This is a genomic window from Candidatus Enterococcus leclercqii (genome assembly GCF_009933135.1).
Classification (GTDB): domain Bacteria; phylum Bacillota; class Bacilli; order Lactobacillales; family Enterococcaceae; genus Enterococcus_C; species Enterococcus_C leclercqii.
Window position 1 is genome coordinate 169,677 of record NZ_MAEH01000012.1, and the last position, 21,820, is coordinate 191,496.

General features: G+C 43.7%; 17 protein-coding genes. 5 read left to right on the forward strand and 12 right to left on the reverse strand.

Going from position 1 to position 21,820, the window contains the following annotated elements; all coding sequences use genetic code 11:
• Positions 1–156 precede the first annotated feature (156 nt).
• The gene (aac(6'), locus tag BAU14_RS06150; protein ID WP_161899209.1) at positions 157–729 is read left to right on the forward strand and encodes an aminoglycoside N-acetyltransferase AAC(6')-Ii; all 573 of its coding nucleotides are present in this window, start codon (positions 157–159) and stop codon (positions 727–729) included.
• A 365-nt stretch (positions 730–1,094) separates the two neighbouring features.
• Positions 1,095–2,039 (forward strand): RNA-guided endonuclease TnpB family protein, encoded by a 945-nt coding sequence (locus BAU14_RS06155; protein WP_161899210.1) that lies wholly within the window; start codon positions 1,095–1,097, stop codon positions 2,037–2,039.
• Positions 2,040–2,593: 554 nt separating this feature from the next.
• On the opposite strand, the gene rlmN is transcribed toward BAU14_RS06155, so the two are convergent.
• The 4 genes from rlmN to BAU14_RS06175 all read right to left on the reverse strand — a co-directional run bounded on the left by rlmN (position 2,594) and on the right by BAU14_RS06175 (position 9,288).
• Complete coding sequence (rlmN, locus tag BAU14_RS06160; RefSeq protein WP_161899211.1) at positions 2,594–3,688, reverse strand: 23S rRNA (adenine(2503)-C(2))-methyltransferase RlmN; 1,095 nt, start codon at positions 3,686–3,688, stop codon at positions 2,594–2,596.
• A gap of 201 nt (positions 3,689–3,889) precedes the next feature.
• Positions 3,890–5,707 carry an ABC transporter permease gene (locus BAU14_RS06165; protein WP_161899212.1) on the reverse strand — a complete coding sequence of 606 codons (1,818 nt, stop codon included), beginning with the start codon at positions 5,705–5,707 and terminating at the stop codon, positions 3,890–3,892.
• Complete coding sequence (locus BAU14_RS06170; RefSeq protein WP_161899213.1) at positions 5,697–6,446, reverse strand: ABC transporter ATP-binding protein; 750 nt, start codon at positions 6,444–6,446, stop codon at positions 5,697–5,699. The genes BAU14_RS06165 and BAU14_RS06170 overlap by 11 nt, the downstream gene beginning before the upstream one ends.
• A 406-nt stretch (positions 6,447–6,852) precedes the next feature.
• Positions 6,853–9,288 (reverse strand): DNA translocase FtsK, encoded by a 2,436-nt coding sequence (locus BAU14_RS06175; protein ID WP_161899214.1) that lies wholly within the window; start codon positions 9,286–9,288, stop codon positions 6,853–6,855.
• 295 nt (positions 9,289–9,583) lie between these two features.
• Here BAU14_RS06175 and BAU14_RS14220 point away from each other — a divergent pair, with 295 nt between their 5' ends.
• Positions 9,584–9,754: a hypothetical protein gene (locus BAU14_RS14220; protein ID WP_202622172.1), complete on the forward strand. Its 171-nt coding sequence runs from the start codon at positions 9,584–9,586 to the stop codon at positions 9,752–9,754.
• 776 nt (positions 9,755–10,530) lie between these two features.
• On the opposite strand, the gene BAU14_RS06180 is transcribed toward BAU14_RS14220, so the two are convergent.
• The 8 genes from BAU14_RS06180 to BAU14_RS06215 all read right to left on the reverse strand — a co-directional run bounded on the left by BAU14_RS06180 (position 10,531) and on the right by BAU14_RS06215 (position 17,796).
• Positions 10,531–11,628, reverse strand: coding sequence for a lactate oxidase (locus BAU14_RS06180; RefSeq protein WP_161899215.1), 1,098 nt, complete (start codon positions 11,626–11,628; stop codon positions 10,531–10,533).
• Positions 11,629–11,889: 261 nt separating this feature from the next.
• Positions 11,890–12,888, reverse strand: coding sequence for a sugar kinase (locus BAU14_RS06185; protein WP_161899216.1), 999 nt, complete (start codon positions 12,886–12,888; stop codon positions 11,890–11,892).
• 4 nt (positions 12,889–12,892) lie between these two features.
• Positions 12,893–13,540, reverse strand: a complete 648-nt coding sequence (locus BAU14_RS06190; protein ID WP_161899217.1) for a bifunctional 2-keto-4-hydroxyglutarate aldolase/2-keto-3-deoxy-6-phosphogluconate aldolase — start codon at positions 13,538–13,540, stop codon at positions 12,893–12,895.
• A gap of 248 nt (positions 13,541–13,788) precedes the next feature.
• On the reverse strand, positions 13,789–14,592 hold the full coding sequence (locus BAU14_RS06195) for a gluconate 5-dehydrogenase (protein ID WP_161899218.1): 804 nt from the start codon (positions 14,590–14,592) through the stop codon (positions 13,789–13,791).
• Between the two features lie 70 nt (positions 14,593–14,662).
• Positions 14,663–15,505 carry a 5-dehydro-4-deoxy-D-glucuronate isomerase gene (gene kduI, locus BAU14_RS06200; protein WP_161899219.1) on the reverse strand — a complete coding sequence of 281 codons (843 nt, stop codon included), beginning with the start codon at positions 15,503–15,505 and terminating at the stop codon, positions 14,663–14,665.
• A 121-nt stretch (positions 15,506–15,626) separates the two neighbouring features.
• The gene (locus BAU14_RS06205; protein WP_161899220.1) at positions 15,627–16,388 is read right to left on the reverse strand and encodes an IclR family transcriptional regulator; all 762 of its coding nucleotides are present in this window, start codon (positions 16,386–16,388) and stop codon (positions 15,627–15,629) included.
• Between the two features lie 224 nt (positions 16,389–16,612).
• Positions 16,613–17,275 carry a DUF421 domain-containing protein gene (locus tag BAU14_RS06210; RefSeq protein ID WP_161899221.1) on the reverse strand — a complete coding sequence of 221 codons (663 nt, stop codon included), beginning with the start codon at positions 17,273–17,275 and terminating at the stop codon, positions 16,613–16,615.
• Between the two features lie 77 nt (positions 17,276–17,352).
• Positions 17,353–17,796 (reverse strand): DUF3290 domain-containing protein, encoded by a 444-nt coding sequence (locus BAU14_RS06215; RefSeq protein WP_161899222.1) that lies wholly within the window; start codon positions 17,794–17,796, stop codon positions 17,353–17,355.
• A 461-nt stretch (positions 17,797–18,257) separates the two neighbouring features.
• On the opposite strand from BAU14_RS06215, the gene BAU14_RS06220 reads away from it, so the two are divergent.
• Together BAU14_RS06220 and BAU14_RS06225 are read left to right on the forward strand one after the other, a co-directional pair.
• Positions 18,258–19,628 (forward strand): MATE family efflux transporter, encoded by a 1,371-nt coding sequence (locus BAU14_RS06220; protein WP_161899223.1) that lies wholly within the window; start codon positions 18,258–18,260, stop codon positions 19,626–19,628.
• Positions 19,629–19,790: 162 nt separating this feature from the next.
• Complete coding sequence (locus tag BAU14_RS06225; RefSeq protein ID WP_161899224.1) at positions 19,791–21,803, forward strand: KUP/HAK/KT family potassium transporter; 2,013 nt, start codon at positions 19,791–19,793, stop codon at positions 21,801–21,803.
• Positions 21,804–21,820 lie beyond the last annotated feature (17 nt).

Consider the following 21,820-nt stretch of genomic DNA (forward strand, 5'->3'; position numbering starts at 1 on the left):
AATAGACTAATGGATTTGCCTTTTGCGCTTGAAAATTATGAATTTTGACTCCCTTTTAGTTACTTAAGTTTTCAGCCGGCTTCTGTAAAGGCGAATCGTTACCGGCTTTTTCTTAAGACTGGTAAAATAGCACTAAATGAAAAAGCAGGTGATGAAATGATCGTAACAGAATTCGATCGGGAAGACCCTTCAATGAAAGTCCAATTAGCAGACATGCTAGCGTTGACTTGGCCTCAAACATACGGTGCCAATGCCACTACAGAAGTCGATCATCTGATGAGCAGTGAACGTTTAGCCATCGCTGCTATCGACAATGATGAACTGGTAGGCTTTGTCGGCGCAATCCCGCAATACGGCAACACGGGCTGGGAGATTCATCCACTGGTCGTACGAGACAGCCACCGCAAACAGCGAATCGGTGCCCGTTTGATGACTTTTATTGAAGATGAGATCGAGACTCGCGGCGGCATCACTGTCTATCTGGGTACCGATGATGAAAAGTCACAGACCAGTCTCAGCCATTTGGATCTGTTTGAAGACCCATTGACTGCGATTTCTAAAATCGAAAATCTCGATCATCATCCTTATGAGTTCTATGAAAAGCAGGGCTATAAAATTGTCGGTGTGATCCCGGATGCCAACGGTTGGAACAAACCCGACATTCTGATGGCTAAACGCATCTTACAGCCGCCATATGATCTGAATAAAAAACAGCCCACAACGGACTGATTGCTAGAAATTGGACTAGCTGCTGGATATTCTTTAAGCAGCTGGTCCTTTTCTTTTTTATGTTAACCTTATCAGCAATTGGTTCTTATTTTTCACAAGAAAAAATCAAGAAGTCACAAATTATTTATTGCAATTTGAATACTCTCTTTTAGCGAGCCCAGTCTGCTATTACAGCTATCTTTAGCGATTATCCAGAAACTTCCAAACGATTTACAGCTGTTTTTTTATCAAGAATATCCGAAACCCTCTTGCTTTTTTCATAAACATTCATTAATATTTTATACAACTCTGAAAGTATTTAATTTTCAGATAATTCACTGGAAGCTTTGAGCTGCCAATCAATCAGCATAACGGGGGTGAACCATTTGAAGGTTTTGAAGGCCTATAAATTTCGAATCTATCCGACTTCTGAGCAACGTCAATTTTTTATCGAAACCTTTGGATGCGTTCGTTTTACGTATAACTCCCTGCTAAAAAATCGGGAATATCGTGATCTTCGAGATGATCCTGGCGAGCTGTTAACCCCTGCAAAGCTGAAACAAAAGCATCCTTTTTTGAAAAAAACCGACAGTCTGGCGTTAGCCAATGCCCAACGAAATCTGGATCGAGCCTTTCGCAACTACTATGCCGGTCGTTGCAGTCATCCCAAATTGAAAACCAAAAAGGCGATGTGGCAATCGTACACTACTAACAATCAACAAGGGACAATTCGCATTGAAACCGGCCGCTTGAAGCTACCCAAGATCAAAACACTGATCCCGCTGCTGTTGCATCGAGAAATCAAGGGTGAAATCAAGTCTGCGACTATTTCTGCCAAAAACCTCGAAGAATTCTATGTTTCCCTTTTATGCGAAGAGCAAGTGGCACACCTACCCAAGACAAGCCGTACAATCAGTATCCGTTTTTGTCCCCAACAATTGGTTTTGGCCGATGCTCCACTCTCTGGTCTTGGCTTTTGTCAAAAGGAGCTGTCCGAAAAACTCCTCAAAGAAGAACGACGCTTGGCAATTCGAGCCCTCAGCGCCCGCCGCCGATTGGTAAAACTAAAGGAAGCCAAAAATTATCAGAAGCAAAAAAATCGCGTCATGGATCTCCAACGCCACAAGCGGGCTCGGCAAAAGGCCTATATGGACGAGCTCTCGTTGACCTTAGTCAAAGATTTTGATGAGATTATTATTTGCTTTGAGCCAAAGCAGTCAGCTGTAGCTTTCAACTGGTCAGATTGGCAAAAGTTCCTGCAAAAGTTAAAATACAAAGCACGTTGGTACGGCAAAACCGTCAATCTCCAAACCCTCAGCAAAAATGCCTGAACTGATAAATCAGCAGTTGCTTATGAACTGGAAGGGACTCCAGGGATCGCCTAGGGTATAGAAAAAATCACAGTATTTTTGTTTCTAGGAATCACTGTCCACTAATTATAACAAACCATTTAAGTAAGCCGCGATCCCCTCGCGGCTTTCCTTGTGTTTTCGCCAACTGCCAGCTGCTGCCGGGCCAACAGAAAAACCACTACTCAATACCGATTTTTCAAAAAATGGAAGGTGACTTAAGTAATTTCCAAGTGCTAAGCAGCAGATGTTTAATCACAATTAATAAAAAATATACGGGTGAGGAAAACTTGTGACCCTCTTGATGTCTTAGTCCGAAGAGAGAACAATCCCATACGTATAAAGAGAAGTGAATGAGGCTGACTTTCCTTGATGAAGTCAAGGAAAGTCTATGTCTGAAATTTTAGCAATGAAAAGCCGACGATCTTCCAATGATTTTAATGGAAGATCGTCGGCTTTTTGGGGTTCTCGATTGGTATTGTTCGCTTCGTAGGACGGTGACTCAACTATTGTCACAGCCTATGTCAGAGCTGTCATTAGCTGGCCGTTCTTTTTTGCTTTTGTTTTTTTAGTTGCTTGCTGCGGAGTTGACCACAAGCAGCGTCGATGTCAGTACCGTGTTCTTTTCGGATAACACAGTTAATGCCCCGCTTTTTCAAAACATCATAAAACTTCAGGACATCTTCTTTGTCACTACGAGAATATTGGTCATGTTCACTGACGGGATTGTAAGGAATCAAATTAACATAGGCTAGTTTCTTTTTGTCTTGCAGAAGATCTGCCAACTGTTGCGCGTGTTCCACGCGATCGTTAACCTCGTGAAGCATGATGTACTCAAAGGTGATGCGTCGGTTATTTTTCGACAGATAAAAATCTACCGCCTCCATCAGCGTTTCAATTGGGTAGCTTTTGTTGATACGCATCATGGAAGAACGCACTTCGTTATTCGGTGCATGAAGGGAGATTGCCAAATTCACCTGTAACCCATTATCGGCAAACTGGCGGATTTTACGGGCCAAGCCACTTGTAGAAACGGTGATATGACGAGCACCAATCGCCAGTCCCTTCGCATCATTGATGATGGTGATAAACTGCATAACATTGTCGTAATTATCGAAAGGCTCCCCGATTCCCATCACGACCACATGAGAAACCCGTTCTTCTTGCCCTCGTTCGTCGAAATAACGTTGTACCAACATGATCTGAGCCGTAATCTCACCGGCAGTCAAATCTCGTTGTTTTCGCAGCAGACCACTGGCACAAAAAGTACAACCGATATTGCAGCCTACTTGAGTCGTCACACAGACAGACATCCCATATTCTTGACGCATCAAAACTGTTTCAATCATCATTTTGTCCGGCAATTCGAACAAATATTTCACAGTGCCGTCTTTGGCCTCTTGCACTACGATTTGCTTCAACGGATTGATAACAAAGTTTTCTGTCAGCTTTTCAATCAGTCCTTTAGAAAGATTGGTCATCTCGCTAAAACTTTGCACTCGCTTTTCGTATAACCATTCCCAGACCTGGGCAGCCCGAAATTTTTTTTCCTGATGATCGATGAACCATTCCTCCAGCTGAGGTTTGGTCATTCCGTAAATAGATGGATTCAAGTCGTTCCCTCGTTTCATATGATTGGCAAAGTATTCTCAGCAGCCTTTGCTCAAGTAAAAACATCGTTCCTACTATAACGGAAATCTTGACGCAGCGCAATCGGGTCTATCGCATCTTAATGATTTCCGAAAATCTCATAAGTCGACACTCCACAGCCATTTTCAATACAAAAAAGTCTCTGCTTGGCACAAGCGCCAAAAGACAGAGACCTTGAAATATCAACTCGCCACCAACGTTTTATAAACCTTACGGAAGTAAAAGCTGCGAGCTATTAGATAATAGACGATTTGAATCACTAAAAAGATGCCCAACACCTGCCAACCTGCAAGCTGCATCTTCATATTGAACATATGGTACATGGCTGTTAAAGCCACGGCCCCATGACATAACGAAACGATGATTGGCGTAAAGAACAAGATGCCGATCTGTTGATAGATCATCTTTCGCAACTCTTTTTTGGCCAATCCCAGCTTGTGGATCATCTGGAATTTCTCGATATCCTGGTCCATGTCGCTGTACAGACGGAAATATAAAAAAGATCCTGCTGAAACAAAAAAGACGATTCCGATAAAAATACCTACAAATAGAATTGGTGCATACATCCCAATGATTTCATGGCGTGTCGCCGACTTGGCAATCATGCCCCTATTTGCTTTGGTCAATTCATCACCAAGCGTAATCAGTTTTTCCTCAGAAGCATCTGGCGTCAGCCAAATCACCGTCTCATACTGACTGGAATCTGGTACTTTCGTCTCATCTGGGATCACATATAACTGCATCCCCGTTACTAAGGTATGATTGGTGACGGTATCGGTGACTTCGTAAGCAGTGTTGTCGATTGTGACTGCTGACTGTCGACTATTACTGTCAATTCCGCCACCTTCTGTCAAAATCTGAACAGCTTGTAATTTTCCCAGCGAAACAGTCTGTTCCCCAGTAGCTTTGGCCAGGCGATTGAAATCCGCTTCCGTAATAAAGGAATACTCCGCCGTGGTGCCATAACGGTAATCCACCTTTTCATAGGCGATTTTCGCGTTTGTTAACTGGTCATCTACTGCTTTGACCTGTTCCGGCTTGCCGTCAGACAGAGAAAACTCGTAAGGTGTCCGGTCCAAAGAGCCCACCAGCATATCCTGAAATCCGTATAAGGTTCCAATAGCCGCAAAAGCTACCGTCGAAATGATAGCGACTAAAAAGAAGGAGCGGGCATTGTCTTTCATACGAAAGGCTAAGTCAGAAAAGACTACCATGTTCGTCTTTTTCCAAAAAATATGTTCTCTTTTTCTAAGACGCTGGATGACGAAGACGCTAAGCTGATCAAAGAGAAACTTCGTCCCCACAATCACCACGAAAACCACTGGGATAAAGACCATGAAAACTGTCGTCCCTTGAGCCCACAATGCTGCGCCATATCCTCCACCAATCAAAATCAAAGCTGCCACACTGCGCCACAACGATGCTTTAAAAGAACCTTTCCCCAACTCTCCAGCCTTCAAAAGCGATTGAACATTTAGCTTTGGCAGACTGAACTGGATGAAAAAAGAAATCAGTAAGAACAAAACCATAAAGGCCACGGCAGTTATTCCGATTGCCTTCACAGGAAAATAAAAAGCAAATTCAATGCCAATCATCTGCTTAGACAACATCAAGATAAGCTGAGAAAAACCCAGTCCAATCAAAATCCCGCCAATTGTCGCAAAGAAACCAATTACCAGATTCTCGATGAAAACCATCTTACGCAGCTGCAACGGGCTCATGCCTTGAATCATCAACAATCCAAATTCTTTTTTTCGCGATTGCAAAAAGACACCCATGGAATACATGACAAAGAAAAAGGCAAACCCGTAAATAATCACTGCTGCCACCATCATCCCCGTTTGGGCTTGCTGATTGAGACCGTCAGCCAAGATGGGATGAAACGCAAAGACACTGAAAGTAAAGAAGATCATCACCGAAAACATCGTACTTAAAAAATAAGCTAAATAGAGGTGTTTATTGCGTAGTGTATTACGCACTACGAATTGATTAAAATTCATTGTCAACCCCCTCGAGTTGGGCCAACTCTTCCATAATTACGCTATAAAAAGCCTGTTGCCCATGCTCTTGGCGAATTTCTTTAATCAGCTGACCGTCCTTGATAAAGACAATACGCTTGCAATAGCTGGCAGCCAACGGATCATGGGTTACCATCAGAACAGTCGCTTGTCCTTCTTGATTCAACTGAGCCAATAAGCCCATCACATCTTTTGAAGCTTTCGTATCTAGATTTCCCGTAGGCTCATCTGCCAATACTAACTGCGGGTTATGGATCATCGCCCGAGCCACGGCTACCCGTTGCGCCTGACCACCGGAGATTTCAGCAATTCGTTTCGGCAAAAGGTCACTGATTCCCAGCCGTTCAGCTACCAAACGAACGGCTCGCTTCATTACAGCTACTTTTTCACCATCCAATGTTAGTGGCAACACAATGTTTTCTTCCACGGTCAATGTCGGTAGCAGATTGAAGCTTTGGAAAACAAATCCCAGTTCATGTCGGCGAAAAGCGGCAATTTCATCCGGCTTTAAATCATGAGGATTTTGACCATTCAATAAGATTTTCCCACTCGTAGGCTTATCAATGGTGGCCAATAGGTTCAAAAGCGTTGATTTCCCGCTACCAGAAGGCCCCATGATACCGACGAATTCACCGTCATTTACCGTCAAATCAATGCCCTTCAACGCTTCATAACGAACGGTATCCCCGTATACTTTTGTTAATTTTTCTACTTGCAGCACTATATTCGCTCCTTTTTTGCTATTTCTGCTGTCTTGTGTTTATTAGCCAGCCCACAGCATAAACCATTTTTACATTACAAACTCCAGTTTAGCCAAAAGATTGCAAAAAGAACATTGTTAACCGATAACTTCGCCTAACATTTTTGTTATTCTACAGCAATTTTGCCGTTACTATTCAAAGAAACGCTGCAACACAGGCGATTTCTTCCTGTATCCTTTTTGGAAAAAGTTAAGGAACCTTCAAACATCCATTTGATTAAGTCCATTAGTACAGTGTTTTTTTGGCTAAACTTGCTGCTTCAAAGACAAATATCTCCGCCACTTCCAGCAATTTAAAAAAGAGGCATGAAAACCGGTCTCCCGCTTTCATGCCCTTTAATATATTGACGCCTAAACTTTTAAAAGCCTATTCTTCCGGCAACTGGTCGCTTTCCTCCGGTAACGGTTCGATTAGTACCTTCCGAGGTTTACTTCCCTCTGATGGTCCGACCACACCATGAGCTTCTAGTTCGTCTACTAAACGGGCCGCTCGATTGTAGCCGATACGAAACCGTCGTTGCAGCAAGGATACACTGGCTGTCTGCATATCAACTACCAGATCTTTGGCCTGATCGAAAAGCTCATCTTCCGGCTCACCATTGCCACTTCCAGGTCCAGTTGTCTCTTCATCACTTACCATCATCTTTTCTTCGTAGTGGGCTTCTTGCTGATCTGTTACAAAAGCCACTACTCGCTCTACTTCATGGTCGGAAATAAAGGCCCCTTGTACCCGAATCGGTTTATTTTCACCCATCGGCAGAAACAGCATATCGCCTCGACCCAGGAGCTTTTCGGCCCCGTTCGAATCAATGATTGTCCGAGAATCGACACCGCTGGAAACAGCAAATGCAATCCGTGAGGGCACGTTAGCTTTGATAATCCCAGTGATGACGTCTACACTGGGACGTTGAGTTGCTAAGATCATGTGAATCCCTGCCGCTCGCGCCATTTGAGCTAAGCGGATAATCGCATCTTCGACTTCATTGGAGGCCACCATCATCAGATCCGCCAACTCATCAACAATCACCACAATAAAAGGCAGTGTTGGGTGAATCTCGCCGGTTTCCAAGTTCTTCTGATTCACCAACTCATTATAACCGGTGATATTGCGGACACCGGTCGCCGCAAATTTTTCGTAGCGCTCTTCCATCTCCTTGACGACTTTTTGCAGCGCTTGGGCTGCTTTACGGGGATTTGTCACTACCGGGGTCAAAAGGTGCGGAATACCATTGTAGACATTCAGCTCTACCATTTTTGGATCAATCATCATCAGCTTGACTTCGTGGGGTTTGGCCCGCATCAAAATACTGGTAATAATTCCGTTGATGGCGACTGATTTCCCGCTCCCTGTCGAACCGGCTACTAGCAGATGGGGCATTTTAGTTAAATCCGCAGTCTGGACTCGGCCGGAAATGTCTCGGCCAAGAGGCACTTCCAACAGTTTATCCGGATGGTCAGGCTGAGCCTCGATGACTTCTCGGAAGCTCACTGTGGAAACTTGACTGTTGGGTACTTCAATCCCGATCAGCGATTTACCAGGAATTGGTGCTTCCATCCGTACATCTTTGGCTGCCAATGCCAATGCAATATCGTCTGTCAAATTGACAATCTTGGAAACTTTCACCCCGACTGCCGGCTGCACTTCAAATTTGGTAACCGCCGGCCCTAAACTGGCTTTGACGACTTTGGCATCTACGCTGAAACTCTTGAAAGTATTTTCCAAAACGCCGATATTTCGCTCGATTTTTTTGTATTCTCCCGACTGATCTGCTGGTGGGAGCTTATCCAAAAGATCGGCAGTTGGCAATTGATAATCCCGATCCTCGATTTCTTCAGCAATCTCGAATTCCAGATCTTCACCGTCGTCTTCTCCACCGCTTTCCTCACTCCCGCTAGCTGCGGCTTTCTTTTTAGCCGCCGTAGCATGACTATCCCCGTTGTTTTTTCCTGCAGCATATGCCTGCTGAGTAAAGTCGTCGATAATCACCGGCAAATCCGTTTGCTGCGGTTCAATAACTGGTGCTGTCGCCTCTTGCTGGGCTTGCGCTAGCTTTTCGCCTTCTGTCATGGGCCGGACCTGGTTGCGCTCATTAGCAGCAATCTGCTGACGGGCAGCTTCTTTTTCTGCCTCAATACGAGCCGTTTTTTCCGCTTGGCGGGCTTCTTTTTTTGCCACTCGGGCAGCTTTCTTCTCTGGATTACCGGCGGTCAGATCGCCAATTTTTTGACCGGTCCGCTGCAGGTGTTCTACAGCTTCACCACCACTGAGCATACTCGCCAGAAACAGACCAAAACCGATCAATAGTGCCGCAATCAGATAACTGCCGATTTGAGAAACCAGAAAATAAGTTCCGCTGTAAAGCAATGCCCCCAGCATGCCGCCGCCGACATTTTCAGCAACTGTCCCGCCACGAATATCCACTAGCAATTGTGACCAGGTCGTTTTGAGAATCGCTGGATCTGCCGTCAATACTTTAGAAAACATCAGCGCCTCAAAAATCAACAGGATTCCCAAGTAGATCATTAAGACACCAAGAATTCGGCGACGATTCTTAAAACGCGCCTGGGTGTTTTTCACCATCAGCCAGATGCCATATGCTCCCAACCCCACACATAATAATGGGTAAGTATTCCCACCAATGACTCGTAGACAGTTGGCAATCAAAGTCCCAAGAAATCCTAATTTGAACAAACCGAAGCCGGCAAAAAGGACAAACAACAGCCCCACTAGGACTACCGTCAGTTTTTCCTGCTGCTCCAGCTCCTTTTTCGTCTTTTTACGTTGGCTCTTTTTCTGTGCCATAACTCTTCTCCCTCATTTCATCCTTTTCATTATACAAAAAAAACTATGGGAACAAAAGTTTTCCTAAAATAAGAAAATGGAAGACTTGTAAAAATGTTACCCGCAAAAAAGAACCCCTCCGCTACACGCTTGACTAACGACTTTCAGATCGCTGACATCAGCTCAAGGTTTGATGCAAACCGTTTGACTTTTCTTTTGGAAAAGGTTCTGCTAAAATTCGTGAAAGGATGTGGTGTCCTTTTGCAGTAGCTGCTACTGTCATGCGTAAAAAGCAAGGTTGAGGGGTAAAGAGAATATGAAGGTTTTATTTTTTTTGGCATTTTTTACAGCAATTTGCGTCTATTTGTTTTATTTGCTGACTCGACGTACAATCCGTGAAGTGTACGAAACCTTGGACGATAAAAATGAATTCGTTCGTAAAACCAAGGCATTCTTTGTAGGGATTTTTCGTTTGATTGCTTACTGATTACAGTCGTTCTTGGCACTCTCTGCTGTTCGCCTATTTTTTGGTGCTCCATGAACAGGCGCTCATTTGATAATACCAAAGAGCTCCGGTAACAGAAAAAGACCTATGACAGATCACTCTTCTGATCTGTCATAGGTCTTTTTGGGTTCACAATTGTTTGACATCAAAGAAAAGATTCACCCTTATCTCAGACGATAAAGCTGATTCCAAGTAATTTCAAAACTATGTATAAAAAAAACAAAAGCAAACATGTTGAACCAATAATAAACACGATAAAGCCTAGCCAAAATCGCCGTTGTTTTCGGAGCATACTCCTTCACCTTCTCTGTCTCTAAATAGACCAATTTCTTATTTAAGGATAACAAAGAAATAACTACTACGCCGAAAATTAGTGTTATTTTATTAAAAAAGTCGGTTAATTAAAATATTCTGCTTCTTCACTTTTTTGAACTGATTCAATTCTAATACTACCAATGCCGCAGCCCCTCAAATCCCCGTCTGACAACACTGTGTATACCAATAAAGTACAAAGGGATGCTTATTTTTCCATAATAATCTTATTAGAAAGTGGCATACCACTTTTTCTTTTTCCAGTATTTTCTGCCTGACACAACCCAGATGTCAGCAAAAATCGAATTTCCTGATTCACTAAACGCAAAAAACCGCTATATCGACTCTGCTGGACTTGTCTTAACAACAAGTCTAGCAGGTTTTCACGATATAGCGGTTTAACTACTTTTTTTCCTATAGCCTAAAAGGCTAGCCAACCACGTTTATTAATCCAGCAATTGGGTATTTTTTACCTCTTCGATAGTTTTGGTGCCTGCCAATTGCATAGTAATGGATAACTCTTTGTTCAAGTGTTCCAGAACAGAAGCCACCCCTTGCGCCCCACCAAGATTCAATCCGTAGATGATTGGACGGCCGATAGCAACCAAGTCCGCACCACTGGCTAACGCTTTAAAGACATGTTCACCACGACGAACACCAGAGTCAAAAATAACTGGCACTCGTTTGTTGACCACACTTGCAATAGCAGGCAGTACTTCAAATGAAGCCGGCCCACCGTCTAGCTGACGGCCCCCATGATTGGATACCCAGATACCGTCTGCGCCGGCTGCAATCGCTACTTCAGCATCTTCCGGTGATTGAATTCCCTTGACGATAACCGGCAGCTGAGTCAGATCTTTAATTTTTTTGATATCCTCCGGTACCAGACCTTGTTTAGCCGCAGCATAGATTTCAGCGATTCCTTTGCCTTCACCATCACCACTGGCACTTTGTTCACTGTAGGCAGCTAAATTGGGCATTGGCAGTGGGAACTGGAAGTGATTGATTATATCTTCTTCTCGGTACCCCCCCAGCGTTGAATCAGCAGTCAAAATAATTGCTTTCGCCCCGGCTTTAACCGCTTTTTCCAGAATAAATTCATTGAAGCCGTCATCTTTACTCATATACAATTGGAAAAATTGCGGTGCACCCGGTGCCGCAGCAGCAGCCGCTTCAATCGTGGTATTGGCATATGTGCTGATGGAGAAAATTGACCCGGTAGCAGCAACACCGATGGCCGTATCCGCTTCGCCTTTTTCATGAGCCAAGCCTTGGGCAGCAGAAGGGGCCTGAATAATTGGTGTCTTCAAGTCGATGTCCCACAGCTTAGTAGACAAATCGGCATGATCAATGCCCCGTAACACTCGCGGCATAATTTTCTTTTGGTTAAAAGATGCTGTATTTTCCCGCATCGTCCATTCGTCTTCAGAGCCGCCCCGGATATAGCCAAAAGCACCGACTTCCATATCTGCTTTGACTTTTCCTTCTAGTGACGCAATATTTACGATTTCAATTGGATGTTCTTCATTGCTTGCTTGATACATGAGGATTCCTTCTTTCTCGAAACTTACAAAGCCATCTTACACCGCTTATAAAAAGTAAGCAACCAATTGTACTTATGAATGGTTGTCATCCAGTAATTTGCTAATATATTCAGCTTTTCCTTCAATTTTTTTGGGGAATCAGTTTTCCTTTCGTCCACAGTTGCTACTCAACATCAGCTCTGTTTTACTTGGCAATCGCTGTGTTCTACAACAAAACCGCCCCCCTTTTAAACATGGGAAGCGGTTAAGGATATTTTTTACTCAACGTTTGATTTCTTTGACGCCACTTTGTAGCAGCTCTTCAATTTCTTGTGCTGAAAATTGATTATGATCCCCATGAACGGTATGTTTCATAGCTGATGCCAAGGCGGCAAATTCAACTGTTTTTTGTGGTTCAAAGTCAGATAAAAAGCCGTGCAAAATCCCAGCTGTATATGCATCTCCGCCTCCCACCCGGTCCACAATGTCGTGAATGTCATAGTTCACCGACTGATATAGGCGGCCATTGACATAAAGATTGCCTTGCAAATAGTTGTGGTTGGCATTGACGACTTCCCGAGTCGTCGAATAAAAAGCTTGAATATTCGGGTAGCGTTTAGCAATTTCTCCATAGTAGTAAGTCAAATCCGCCGCTGCTCGCTCAGGAACTTTGAAGAAGTTCAAGGCGTCCAGCTGTCCTGCAGACAAAATATCAACCAGACCTGCTATTTCGCGAAGGAATTTGCTGCAAGCCTCGACTGACCATAATTTGCCGCGGTAATTGACATCCAGTACGACCTTCACACCCCGTGCTTTGGCTTCTTTTGCTAACAACAAAGTCATTTGACGCCAAACAGCAGACAAGGCTGGTGTGATTCCAGAAAGCAGCAGCACTTCAGTTTCTGCAAACAGCGCATCCAACTCCCACTCCAAAGTATCCATCATGGAAAAGCTGGAATACTTGCGATCATAGACGACATTTGACGAGCGCAGACCAACACCATTTTCCAGATAGTAGGTTCCCAGACGTTCGCCACCTTCTAATAAGAAAGAGGTATCGACACCATACTTGTGCAAATGCTGCTTCACTGCCAAACCCAGCGGATTAGCCGGGACCTTGCTAGCAAAGGCAACTTGATGCCCGTAATTAGCCAACGAAATCGCAACATTGGCCTCTCCCCCACCATAATCAGCGGCAAAGGTTGTGCTTTCTGCCATCCGAGCTTCTGCCACAGTGGACAGCCGCAGCATGATTTCTCCCAGTGTGACCACTTTTTTCATCAGGCTAGTTTCCTTCCTTGATTCGTTTAAACTCAGCCATATATGCTTGTGCTGCTTTAGTTACCCCTTCATAATCACCGCTGTCGGCTGGTTTCATCAAATTTCCTCCGACACCAACAGTTACGACACCGGCTTTGAACCATTCCGCCATGTTTTCCAGACTGACACCACCTGTTGGCATGATATTGACGTGAGGCAGTGGCGCTTTAAAAGCTCCGATGATTGATGAACCATAAGCAGATCCGGGAAACAGTTTCACGATATCCACGCCGGCCTTCATGGCATTTTTGATTTCTGTGATTGTCATGCATCCAGGCAGATAAGGAATCTGGTACAAATTACAGATTTCAGCCGTGTCCTGATCGAAGGTTGGACTGACAATAAACTCTGCTCCAGCCATGATAGCTAAACGAGCTGTCACTGCATCCAATACTGTTCCCGCACCAATAACAACTTCAGGATCTTGGTTTCCTGCTACCATTTCCGCAATCACTTCATCTGCTTTTGGCAATGTAAACGTGATTTCCAGCCCTTTCATTCCCCCAGCTAATAATGCTTTACAAGACTTGAGACCTTGTTCTTTTGAATTTCCCCGGACCACCGGAATAACACCGGCATTTTCCAATTTTGTCAAAATTTCTACACGTTTCATCTTTGATTTCCTCCATTCAAGTGGTCCACACTCGCTGATTGTTACAATGTGCAGCAGTTTCGCTTCTAGTATATCAGCTACCCATTTGCTTTTTCTATAATCAAAAAAATACCCGAACCTAATCTGCTGAAAAAGTGCTGTTTTCCTTATGGACTCGCGACAATCTCCGTCGCAGGGCAGCAGCAGTACAGATAGGGCTCGAGTATTTTTAAAGAAAGGATGTTACTGTCCTGTTACGATCGGTTTTATTAAGGTTGTTTGCCGATATAAGCCAAGATTCCGCCGTCCACGTACAAGATGTGGCCGTTTACGAAATCTGAAGCATCAGAAGCCAAGAAGACTGCCGGACCAGCCAAATCTACCGTGTCACCCCAGCGACCAGCAGGTGTTCTAGACACGATGAACTCGTCGAATGGATGGCGAGAACCATCTGCTTGTTTTTCACGCAATGGGGCAGTTTGCGGCGTAGCGATATAGCCGGGTCCAATGCCGTTACATTGGATATTTGCTTCACCAAATTCAGAACAGATATTTTTCGTCAACATTTTCAGCCCGCCCTTAGCAGCTGCATAACCAGCAACTGTTTCGCGGCCCAATTCACTCATCATTGAACAGATATTGATAATCTTGCCGTGGCCTTTTTTAATCATGCCTGGCAGGACTGCTTTAGAGACGATGAATGGCGCATTCAAGTCAACATCGACAACTTGACGGAAATCAGCAGCTGACATTTCCAGCATTGGGATCCGTTTGATGATACCCGCATTGTTGACCAGAATATCAATCACGCCGACTTCTTTTTCAACTTTGGCTACCAATTCGTTGATGGCATCTTCATCAGTCACGTCAGCAACATAACCATGAGCTTCGATGCCGGCTTCTTTATAGTTTGCCAAGCCACGATCAACAGATTCTTGTTTCAAATCGTTGAAAACGATAGTTGCACCAGCACTTGCCATTGCTTTTGCCAATTCAAATCCGATCCCGTAAGTTGCTCCGGTGATCAACGCTACTTTACCGTCTAAACGGAACATATCCATTGAAAATTCCATAACTCTATCCCTCGCTTATTATTTTTGTGATCATTTGTCATTTATCTGCAAAACGATTTGATCGCCTTAATTATTTCAAGTCGCTCATCGGTACCATGTCCATATCGGTATAAGTGATGTTTTCGCCACACATCGCCCAGATGAAGCTGTAGTTTGATGTCCCAACACCAGAATGGATTGACCAGCTTGGTGAGATAACTGCTTGTCCTTCATCAACTACCAGATGTTTGGTTTCGTCCGGTTTGCCCATCATGTGGAAAACACGAGTATCGGGATTCGCAAAATCAAAGTACACATAAGCTTCCATGCGACGTTCATGGGTATGACAAGGCATCGTATTCCATGATGACCCTGGTTCTAAAATCGTGTAACCCATCTGCAGTTGACAGCTATCACAGACATTTGGATGGATATATTGATAGATTTTACGTTCGTTCAATGACAAGCCTTCCCCAGTTTCCATCGGTTTAACTTGGTCGATTGAGATTTTCACATTTGGGTATTTTTTGTGAGCTGGCACAGAGCTGATATAAAATTTTGCCGGATTGCTGCTATCTTCAGAAGAAAATACCACATGGCGGGTTTCTTTTCCGATATAATAGCCGTCTTGTTTTTTCATCGGTTCTTTTTCGCCGTCGATTTCAATAAAACCAGGGCCACCGATATTGATTACCCCTAATTCGCGGCGTTCCAAGAAATAATCTACGCCTAATTCCGCAGACAACTGAATCTCTAAAGACGTTTCAGTCGGTGTCACACCACCGAAAATCATCCGATCATTATGGGTATATGTCAAGCTGATCTCACCGGGAACAAAAACCTTTTCCACCAAAAATTCCCGGCGCAACTCTTCTGTCGAATAATGACGAATATCTAACGGGCTGTGGGTGTAGCGGGTTTCCATAGTTTGCATTGTCTCTTCTCCTTTTTGTGCTTCACAACTTTATTTTTCCAAATAAGAAATTTATATTTTCTTATCGGAAATTTCAATTTCATTATACACGGATTTTTATAAAAGGCAAACCTTCTTGAAATTAATTTTTGCTGAGTTGTCCTTCGATGGCTGACTTGGTTTCTAAGATCTGATTAATCATTTTTTGGCGAAAGGCTGGCGTTAGGCGATATTTCGGCACACTAACACTGAAAGCGCCCGCAATTCCTTCTGGTGACATAAGCGTCGCTCCGATACAAAAAATATCTTTTTCCATCTCTTCATCATCATAAGCAACCGCCGTCTGTCGAACTTCGGTCAGCTCTTCTGCTAGTTTCAAAGGGTTGGTAATCGTATTTGCCGTATGAGGGACTAAGGGGGTTTCTTCTAAATATTTCTCATAATCCGCCTCAGAAAATTCTGCCAAGACAGCTTTTCCCATCGCTGACGAATACAGCGGGCGCGTGATTCCGATTTTTGAAGACATGAGGATGGTTTGTCCTTTTGGTTCCAGCTTATTGACATAAAGAATCTCGTCATTCACTAACACACCTAGATGGACGGTTTCATCCACTGCTTCATTCAGATCCTCCAGATAGGGCCGACTAATCTCTACCAGTTCTGTTTGAGCCAGATCATGATTAGCATAACGAATCAATTTTGAGCCGAGTCGATAGGTCTTGGTCACTGTTTTTTCCACATAGCCAATCAAAACCAGCGTATCTAGAATCTTAAGAGCAGTCGATGCTGTCATCCCCGTTCCTTTGGCAACTTCTTGCAAAGTGGAATTGGCATGTTCAGCTAAATAGTCCAGTAAATGAGACGCTTTAATCAGCACCGTCCCATAAGGTTTCTGTTTTTCCATATAAAACACCTCTTTTTCTATATAAGAAATTATAACCGCTTTTTCAGAAAAAGAAAAGAGGCGGTGACAATCAGCCAGCACCCGCCTCTAAATCGAACACTGCCAAGTGCGCGCCACAAGTAAAAGACAAGCGACTTCCATAAAAAAGATTGGAAGTCGCTTGTCTTTCATTCGTTCAATAGTTCAAGGACTGACTATCTTGATTTAACCATTGGCACACACACTCAGCTAGACTGTCCTGAAGACAGCTGGTTTTCAATATATGGCGTCAACAAAACTTCGCCATTTAGATATTCACCTAAGTAGATTTGTCGCAGATGTTCAAAGCCTTGAGCCGAGACTTCCTGAGTCAGCCAGTCTACATCTTTGTCGATAATTTCCAATAAATCGTAATTGGCCTGTCCATCTACAATAATTGGAAAGCGAATCATTTCATCTCCAAATGCGATAACATTCAGCTGGCCGTTTTGCTCCATCACTGCCCATTTGACTTTCTCCACTTCAAACACGCTGTTTGAACGCAGCTTAAACATCAAATCATTGGCGGAAATTCCCACCCGCAGACATTCCTGGACATTAACTTGACCATTTCTAATCAAGGTCACCGGCTTACCATCAATTACAGCTTTTACCCAGCGGTTGTGTTCTTTAGCAAACTTCAACACCAATACCAAGAGCGTCCAAATGATCAGCACCAAAACAAATTGCAAGACGGTGATGCTGTCGTTGTAGATAACACCACCGATAATGCCCCCTAAGACGTAATTTTGCACTTGATCCATTGGCGAAGTTGGGGCGAGATTCCCTTTGCCCATAATCGTAATTTGTAAAATCAAACAAATCAGCCCTAAGGCAAATTTCAAAAATATCGGTAAATAATAGACCATTGCGGCCTGCCTCCTTTTATGAAAAAAATTCAACTCATTCGCTTATTCTTGAAGAGTCCTGTCTTAATCAGCTCGTCTCAATCGTGTTTATTGATAGTGCCAGAAAAGACATAGGCATCTTGCAACAAGTAATTGGTCCCATCCCCGCTTAAAGATACCCGATAAATTTGGTCGTTCACTACCACAATCATCTGATCAGCCATTCGCGTTCCGTTTACATAAACTTCTGTCGGATCCACCCCTTGATCCTTAGCCACTTGTTTGACAAAAGAAACCACTTGTGATGACTGGGTAGAATTGGTTTGCGCCTGGGTATATTCTTCATATTGGACACCCAGCATGAAAAGCAGAAACAATAACATGATGATGGACAAATCCCGATATTTCGTCTCTAACCGATGACGCAGATACGTACTAAAAGCAAAAATCAGCATGACGATTGCAAAAAATACCAGACCATACTTGATATAGTCCGCAACCCCGACAGACCCTTGCAGATAATTGATTCCGTAAACGTCCAAAAAAAATCACTCCTACCTATAAATAACAGCAATCAAACTTTTTTGAAACTTTGGACTGCTGCCTTATTTTTCCTATAGCCATTGTATCACGAAGTCCTCTCGAGGGCCTTCTAACGCTCTTAATCCTTTATTTCTCCAATTTGTGTTGAAGAGAACTTGATGGAGAATTCAGCAAACAAAAACGATTTCCACTTGAAGGATTGAAACCTCTTCCAAATGAGGCGTGCTTTTTTTAAAGTTTGTGATAAGCTTTGTAGTGTATAAGCAAGTGGTTTCACACGGGCGTGTCTTGAAACCTCTGTGCCCACTACTTTCTTCTAAAAAAAAGCCTCGTCTCGTTGTAAGGTTCATAACTAGCGTCCGCTAGAATTAAACTCGCAAATTTGTGGTGAGGAAGGTCCAGTAGTGAGCAATGTAATTTTAGACATGCTCGAATTGACAATAGAAAGCAGGTTGTTTGGTTGGCAAAAGCAGGTTCGAGAATTCGCAACTGGTTCTCCGGAGAAGACATCTCTTTTTCATTCATCGTTTCACTGGTAGTTCCGGTAATCATCGATCAATTCTTTTTGGTCAGTTTCAACTTTATCAACACTGCGATGATCTCTTCATCCGGTGCTGAAGCAGTCAGTGCTGTGAATATGGTCGGCTCTCTTCATTATTTTATGGTTCAGATTTTTGCTGCTGTCGGTCTCGGAGGAACGGTAGTAATCGCGCAATATTACGGCCGTAAAAACTTTCGTGAAATGGGCCAGATGGCAGCTAGCACTGTCTTCGGCTGTATTGCTATGGCCTTGATATTGACAGCAGCTTTTCTCATTTTAAGAGATCCCGTATTGGGGCTGCTCTTTGGAAAAGCCACTCCTGCCGTGATGAACAACGCCAAAATCTATATGACTGGTTTATTGATCAGTTATCCAATGCAAGCTGTGGTCGAAGGTACCAATGGCAGCCTTCGCGGAATTGGTCGAACCAAAGCTTCTCTGAAACTTTCCCTTTTGATGAACGCCCTTTATATTCTCGGCAACGTCATCTTTGTCAGCCATTTGGGTCTAGGAGTCAGAGGATTGACCTATTCTTTGAACATCTCTCGCTTTCTCGCTGTCTTTTTCGCTATTTATACCTTGTATGCCAATCGTGAACTGCTGAATATTCGGCGCCAGTATTTTCGTCAGCCCTCTTTCACCAAGATTCGTCATATCATTACGATTTCGATCCCTTTTGCTACCGAATCGCTGGTTTTCAATGGTGGCAAAATCATCATGCAGATTTTGATTGTTTCTTTGGGAACGCAAAATATCGCTGCCAATGCCATTGCTGTCAGTTGGGTACAGTTATCGGAAATTATTCCTTCCGCACTGAGCACTTCTTTGGTGCCCATCGTGGGTCAGTGTATCGGCCGTGACAATATCAAAGATGCCCGTAAGCTGACAAAATCTTTTGTGCTGTTGGGCTGCACCGCTTTTCTAACAGTGGATCTCCTACTGTTGCCATTTTTTAATGTTGGTATGAGTTTATTCAATCCACCAGCCGGTGTTCTGCCTTTGATTTTTCAAATTTTCTTGATCTATATTGTCACCCACTTTTTATTCTGGTCGATTAGCTTTATTCTGCCTGCTGCATTGCGGGCGGCCGGCGATGCAAAATTTACCACTGCGGTCTCTCTGCTTTCCATGTGGCTTTATCGGATTGGTATGGGCTACTTTTTTGGAATCTATCTGGGCTATGGACTGTTGGGACTTTTTGCTGTTACCTGTTCAGAATGGGCACTGCGGGGAACGATCTTTTACTTGCGTTTTCGGGGAAATAAATGGTATGCCAATAAATTGATTTAACTCTATTACCGGTCTCATGCAAACTTGCATAGGCCGGTTTTCAGTTGACTATTTCCCTCTTTGTTCGTAAAGTGGTCTTAATTACCGCTTTTTTTTATTTCAATCAAACAAAAACGGCTGACCATTACCCGTCAGCCCTATATTTCAGGAGGCAGATCAAGCATGGAAGAACAGTCGAAACATCCCCATCTGCATAAGATTTCTTTTGCAGGTCTATTGGTAGCAATGGGGGTCGTCTATGGAGATATTGGAACCAGTCCGCTATACGTGATGAAAGCCATCGTAGAAGAAAACGGTGGTCTAGCATCTATTGACCCCGATTTTATCCTTGGTGCCGTGTCACTGATCTTCTGGACACTGACATTCTTGACTACTATCAAATATGTCGTGATTGCCCTACGAGCCGATAATCACGGCGAAGGTGGTATTTTTTCTTTGTATACGCTGGTACGCAAACAAGGAAAGTTCCTAATCATTCCTGCCATGATCGGCGGGGCAGCCTTACTGGCAGATGGCGTCTTGACACCGGCAGTCACTGTTACCACCGCGATTGAAGGCCTGCGAGGAATTCCGGAATTTTTTGATCGTTTCGGTATGAATCAAAACATCATCGTCGGCATCACATTGGTCATTTTATTAATATTGTTTTCTATGCAACGTTTTGGAACCGATCTGGTGGGGAAAGCCTTTGGGCCGGTGATGTTTCTTTGGTTCAGCTTTTTAGGTATTATGGGCATCGTCAACTTTAGTCAGGACCTCAGCGTAATCCGGGCTTTGAATCCATATTACGCAGTGAAGCTGTTGTTTTCTGCTGAAAACCATCTGGGAATCTTCATTCTAGGGAACATTTTTTTGGCAACTACCGGGGCAGAGGCCTTGTATTCTGACATGGGTCATGTAGGTAAACGCAACATCCACGTCAGTTGGCCTTATGTAAAAATTTGTTTGATGCTTAATTATTTGGGGCAAGCAGCCTGGCTGACCAGCGTCTACCAAGAGGCTGATATGCAAGCCATCGAACAATTGAACCCTTTCTTTCGGATGTTGCCTGACGGGTGGATGGTAATTGGTGTCGGTTTTGCTACAATTGCCGCTGTCATCGCTTCACAAGCGCTGATTTCAGGTTCCTTCACCTTGGTTTCCGAAGCCATCAAATTAAAACTATTGCCGCGTATGAGAATCTTATACCCAGGAAAAACTATCGGCCAAATGTACATTCCTCTGGTCAACAGCCTCCTTTGGGCCGCTTGTTCACTAGTGGTTATTACCTTCCGTACCTCTTCTCATATGGAAGCAGCCTATGGATTGTCCATCACGGTCACTATGCTGATGACAACCTTCTTATTGTTCTTCTTTATGAAAGAACGAGGCCACTCTATCGCTGTTTCTTTATTGATTACTTTGTTTTTTGGCACCATCGAGTCGGTCTTCTTCATCTCCAGCGCCGTGAAATTCTTCCATGGCGGCTTTGTGGCAGTATTAATCGCCTTAGCTATTCTCTTTGTCATGGTTATCTGGGAATGGGGCAATCTTATCGAGGAAAGCGTTTCAGAAGAAGCAGACTTGCGGGATTATTTACCACAGCTCACTAATTTGCGCAACGATAAATCTCTGCCGGTTTATCAAACCAATGTCGTCTTTTTAGTCCCCCGTATCAACGGCGACAATATTGAACGGCAATTCATCTATTCTATCTTGGACAAACGACCAAAACGAGCAGAAGCTTATTGGTTCGTCAATGTGGAAGTCACCGATGAACCTTACACACAAGAATATGAAATCGATACGATGGGCACCGATTTTGTCATCAAAGTAAAACTGTTTTTAGGATTTCGTGTGGAGCAAGAAGTCAACGTCTATATTCGTCAAATCATCCACGACTTGATGAAAACCGGCCGTATCCCACGACAACCACAAAAGTATTCCATCACTCCTGGTCGTAGTGTCGGTGATTTCCAATTTGTTCTGATTCAAAAAGAGCTTTCCAACAACACTGTTATCAGCAAATGGGAACGACAAGTCATTCAAGCCAAGCTCTTTATCAAACGACACACCATGTCACCAGAAAACTGGTTTGGCTTGGAATACAGCGACGTCTTATATGAAACCGTGCCATTAGTGATTGGCGCTCCCAGAAAGACCCGATTGGTGGAACGAACAAGTAAGGATATGTAACAAAGCGTCTCTTTTCC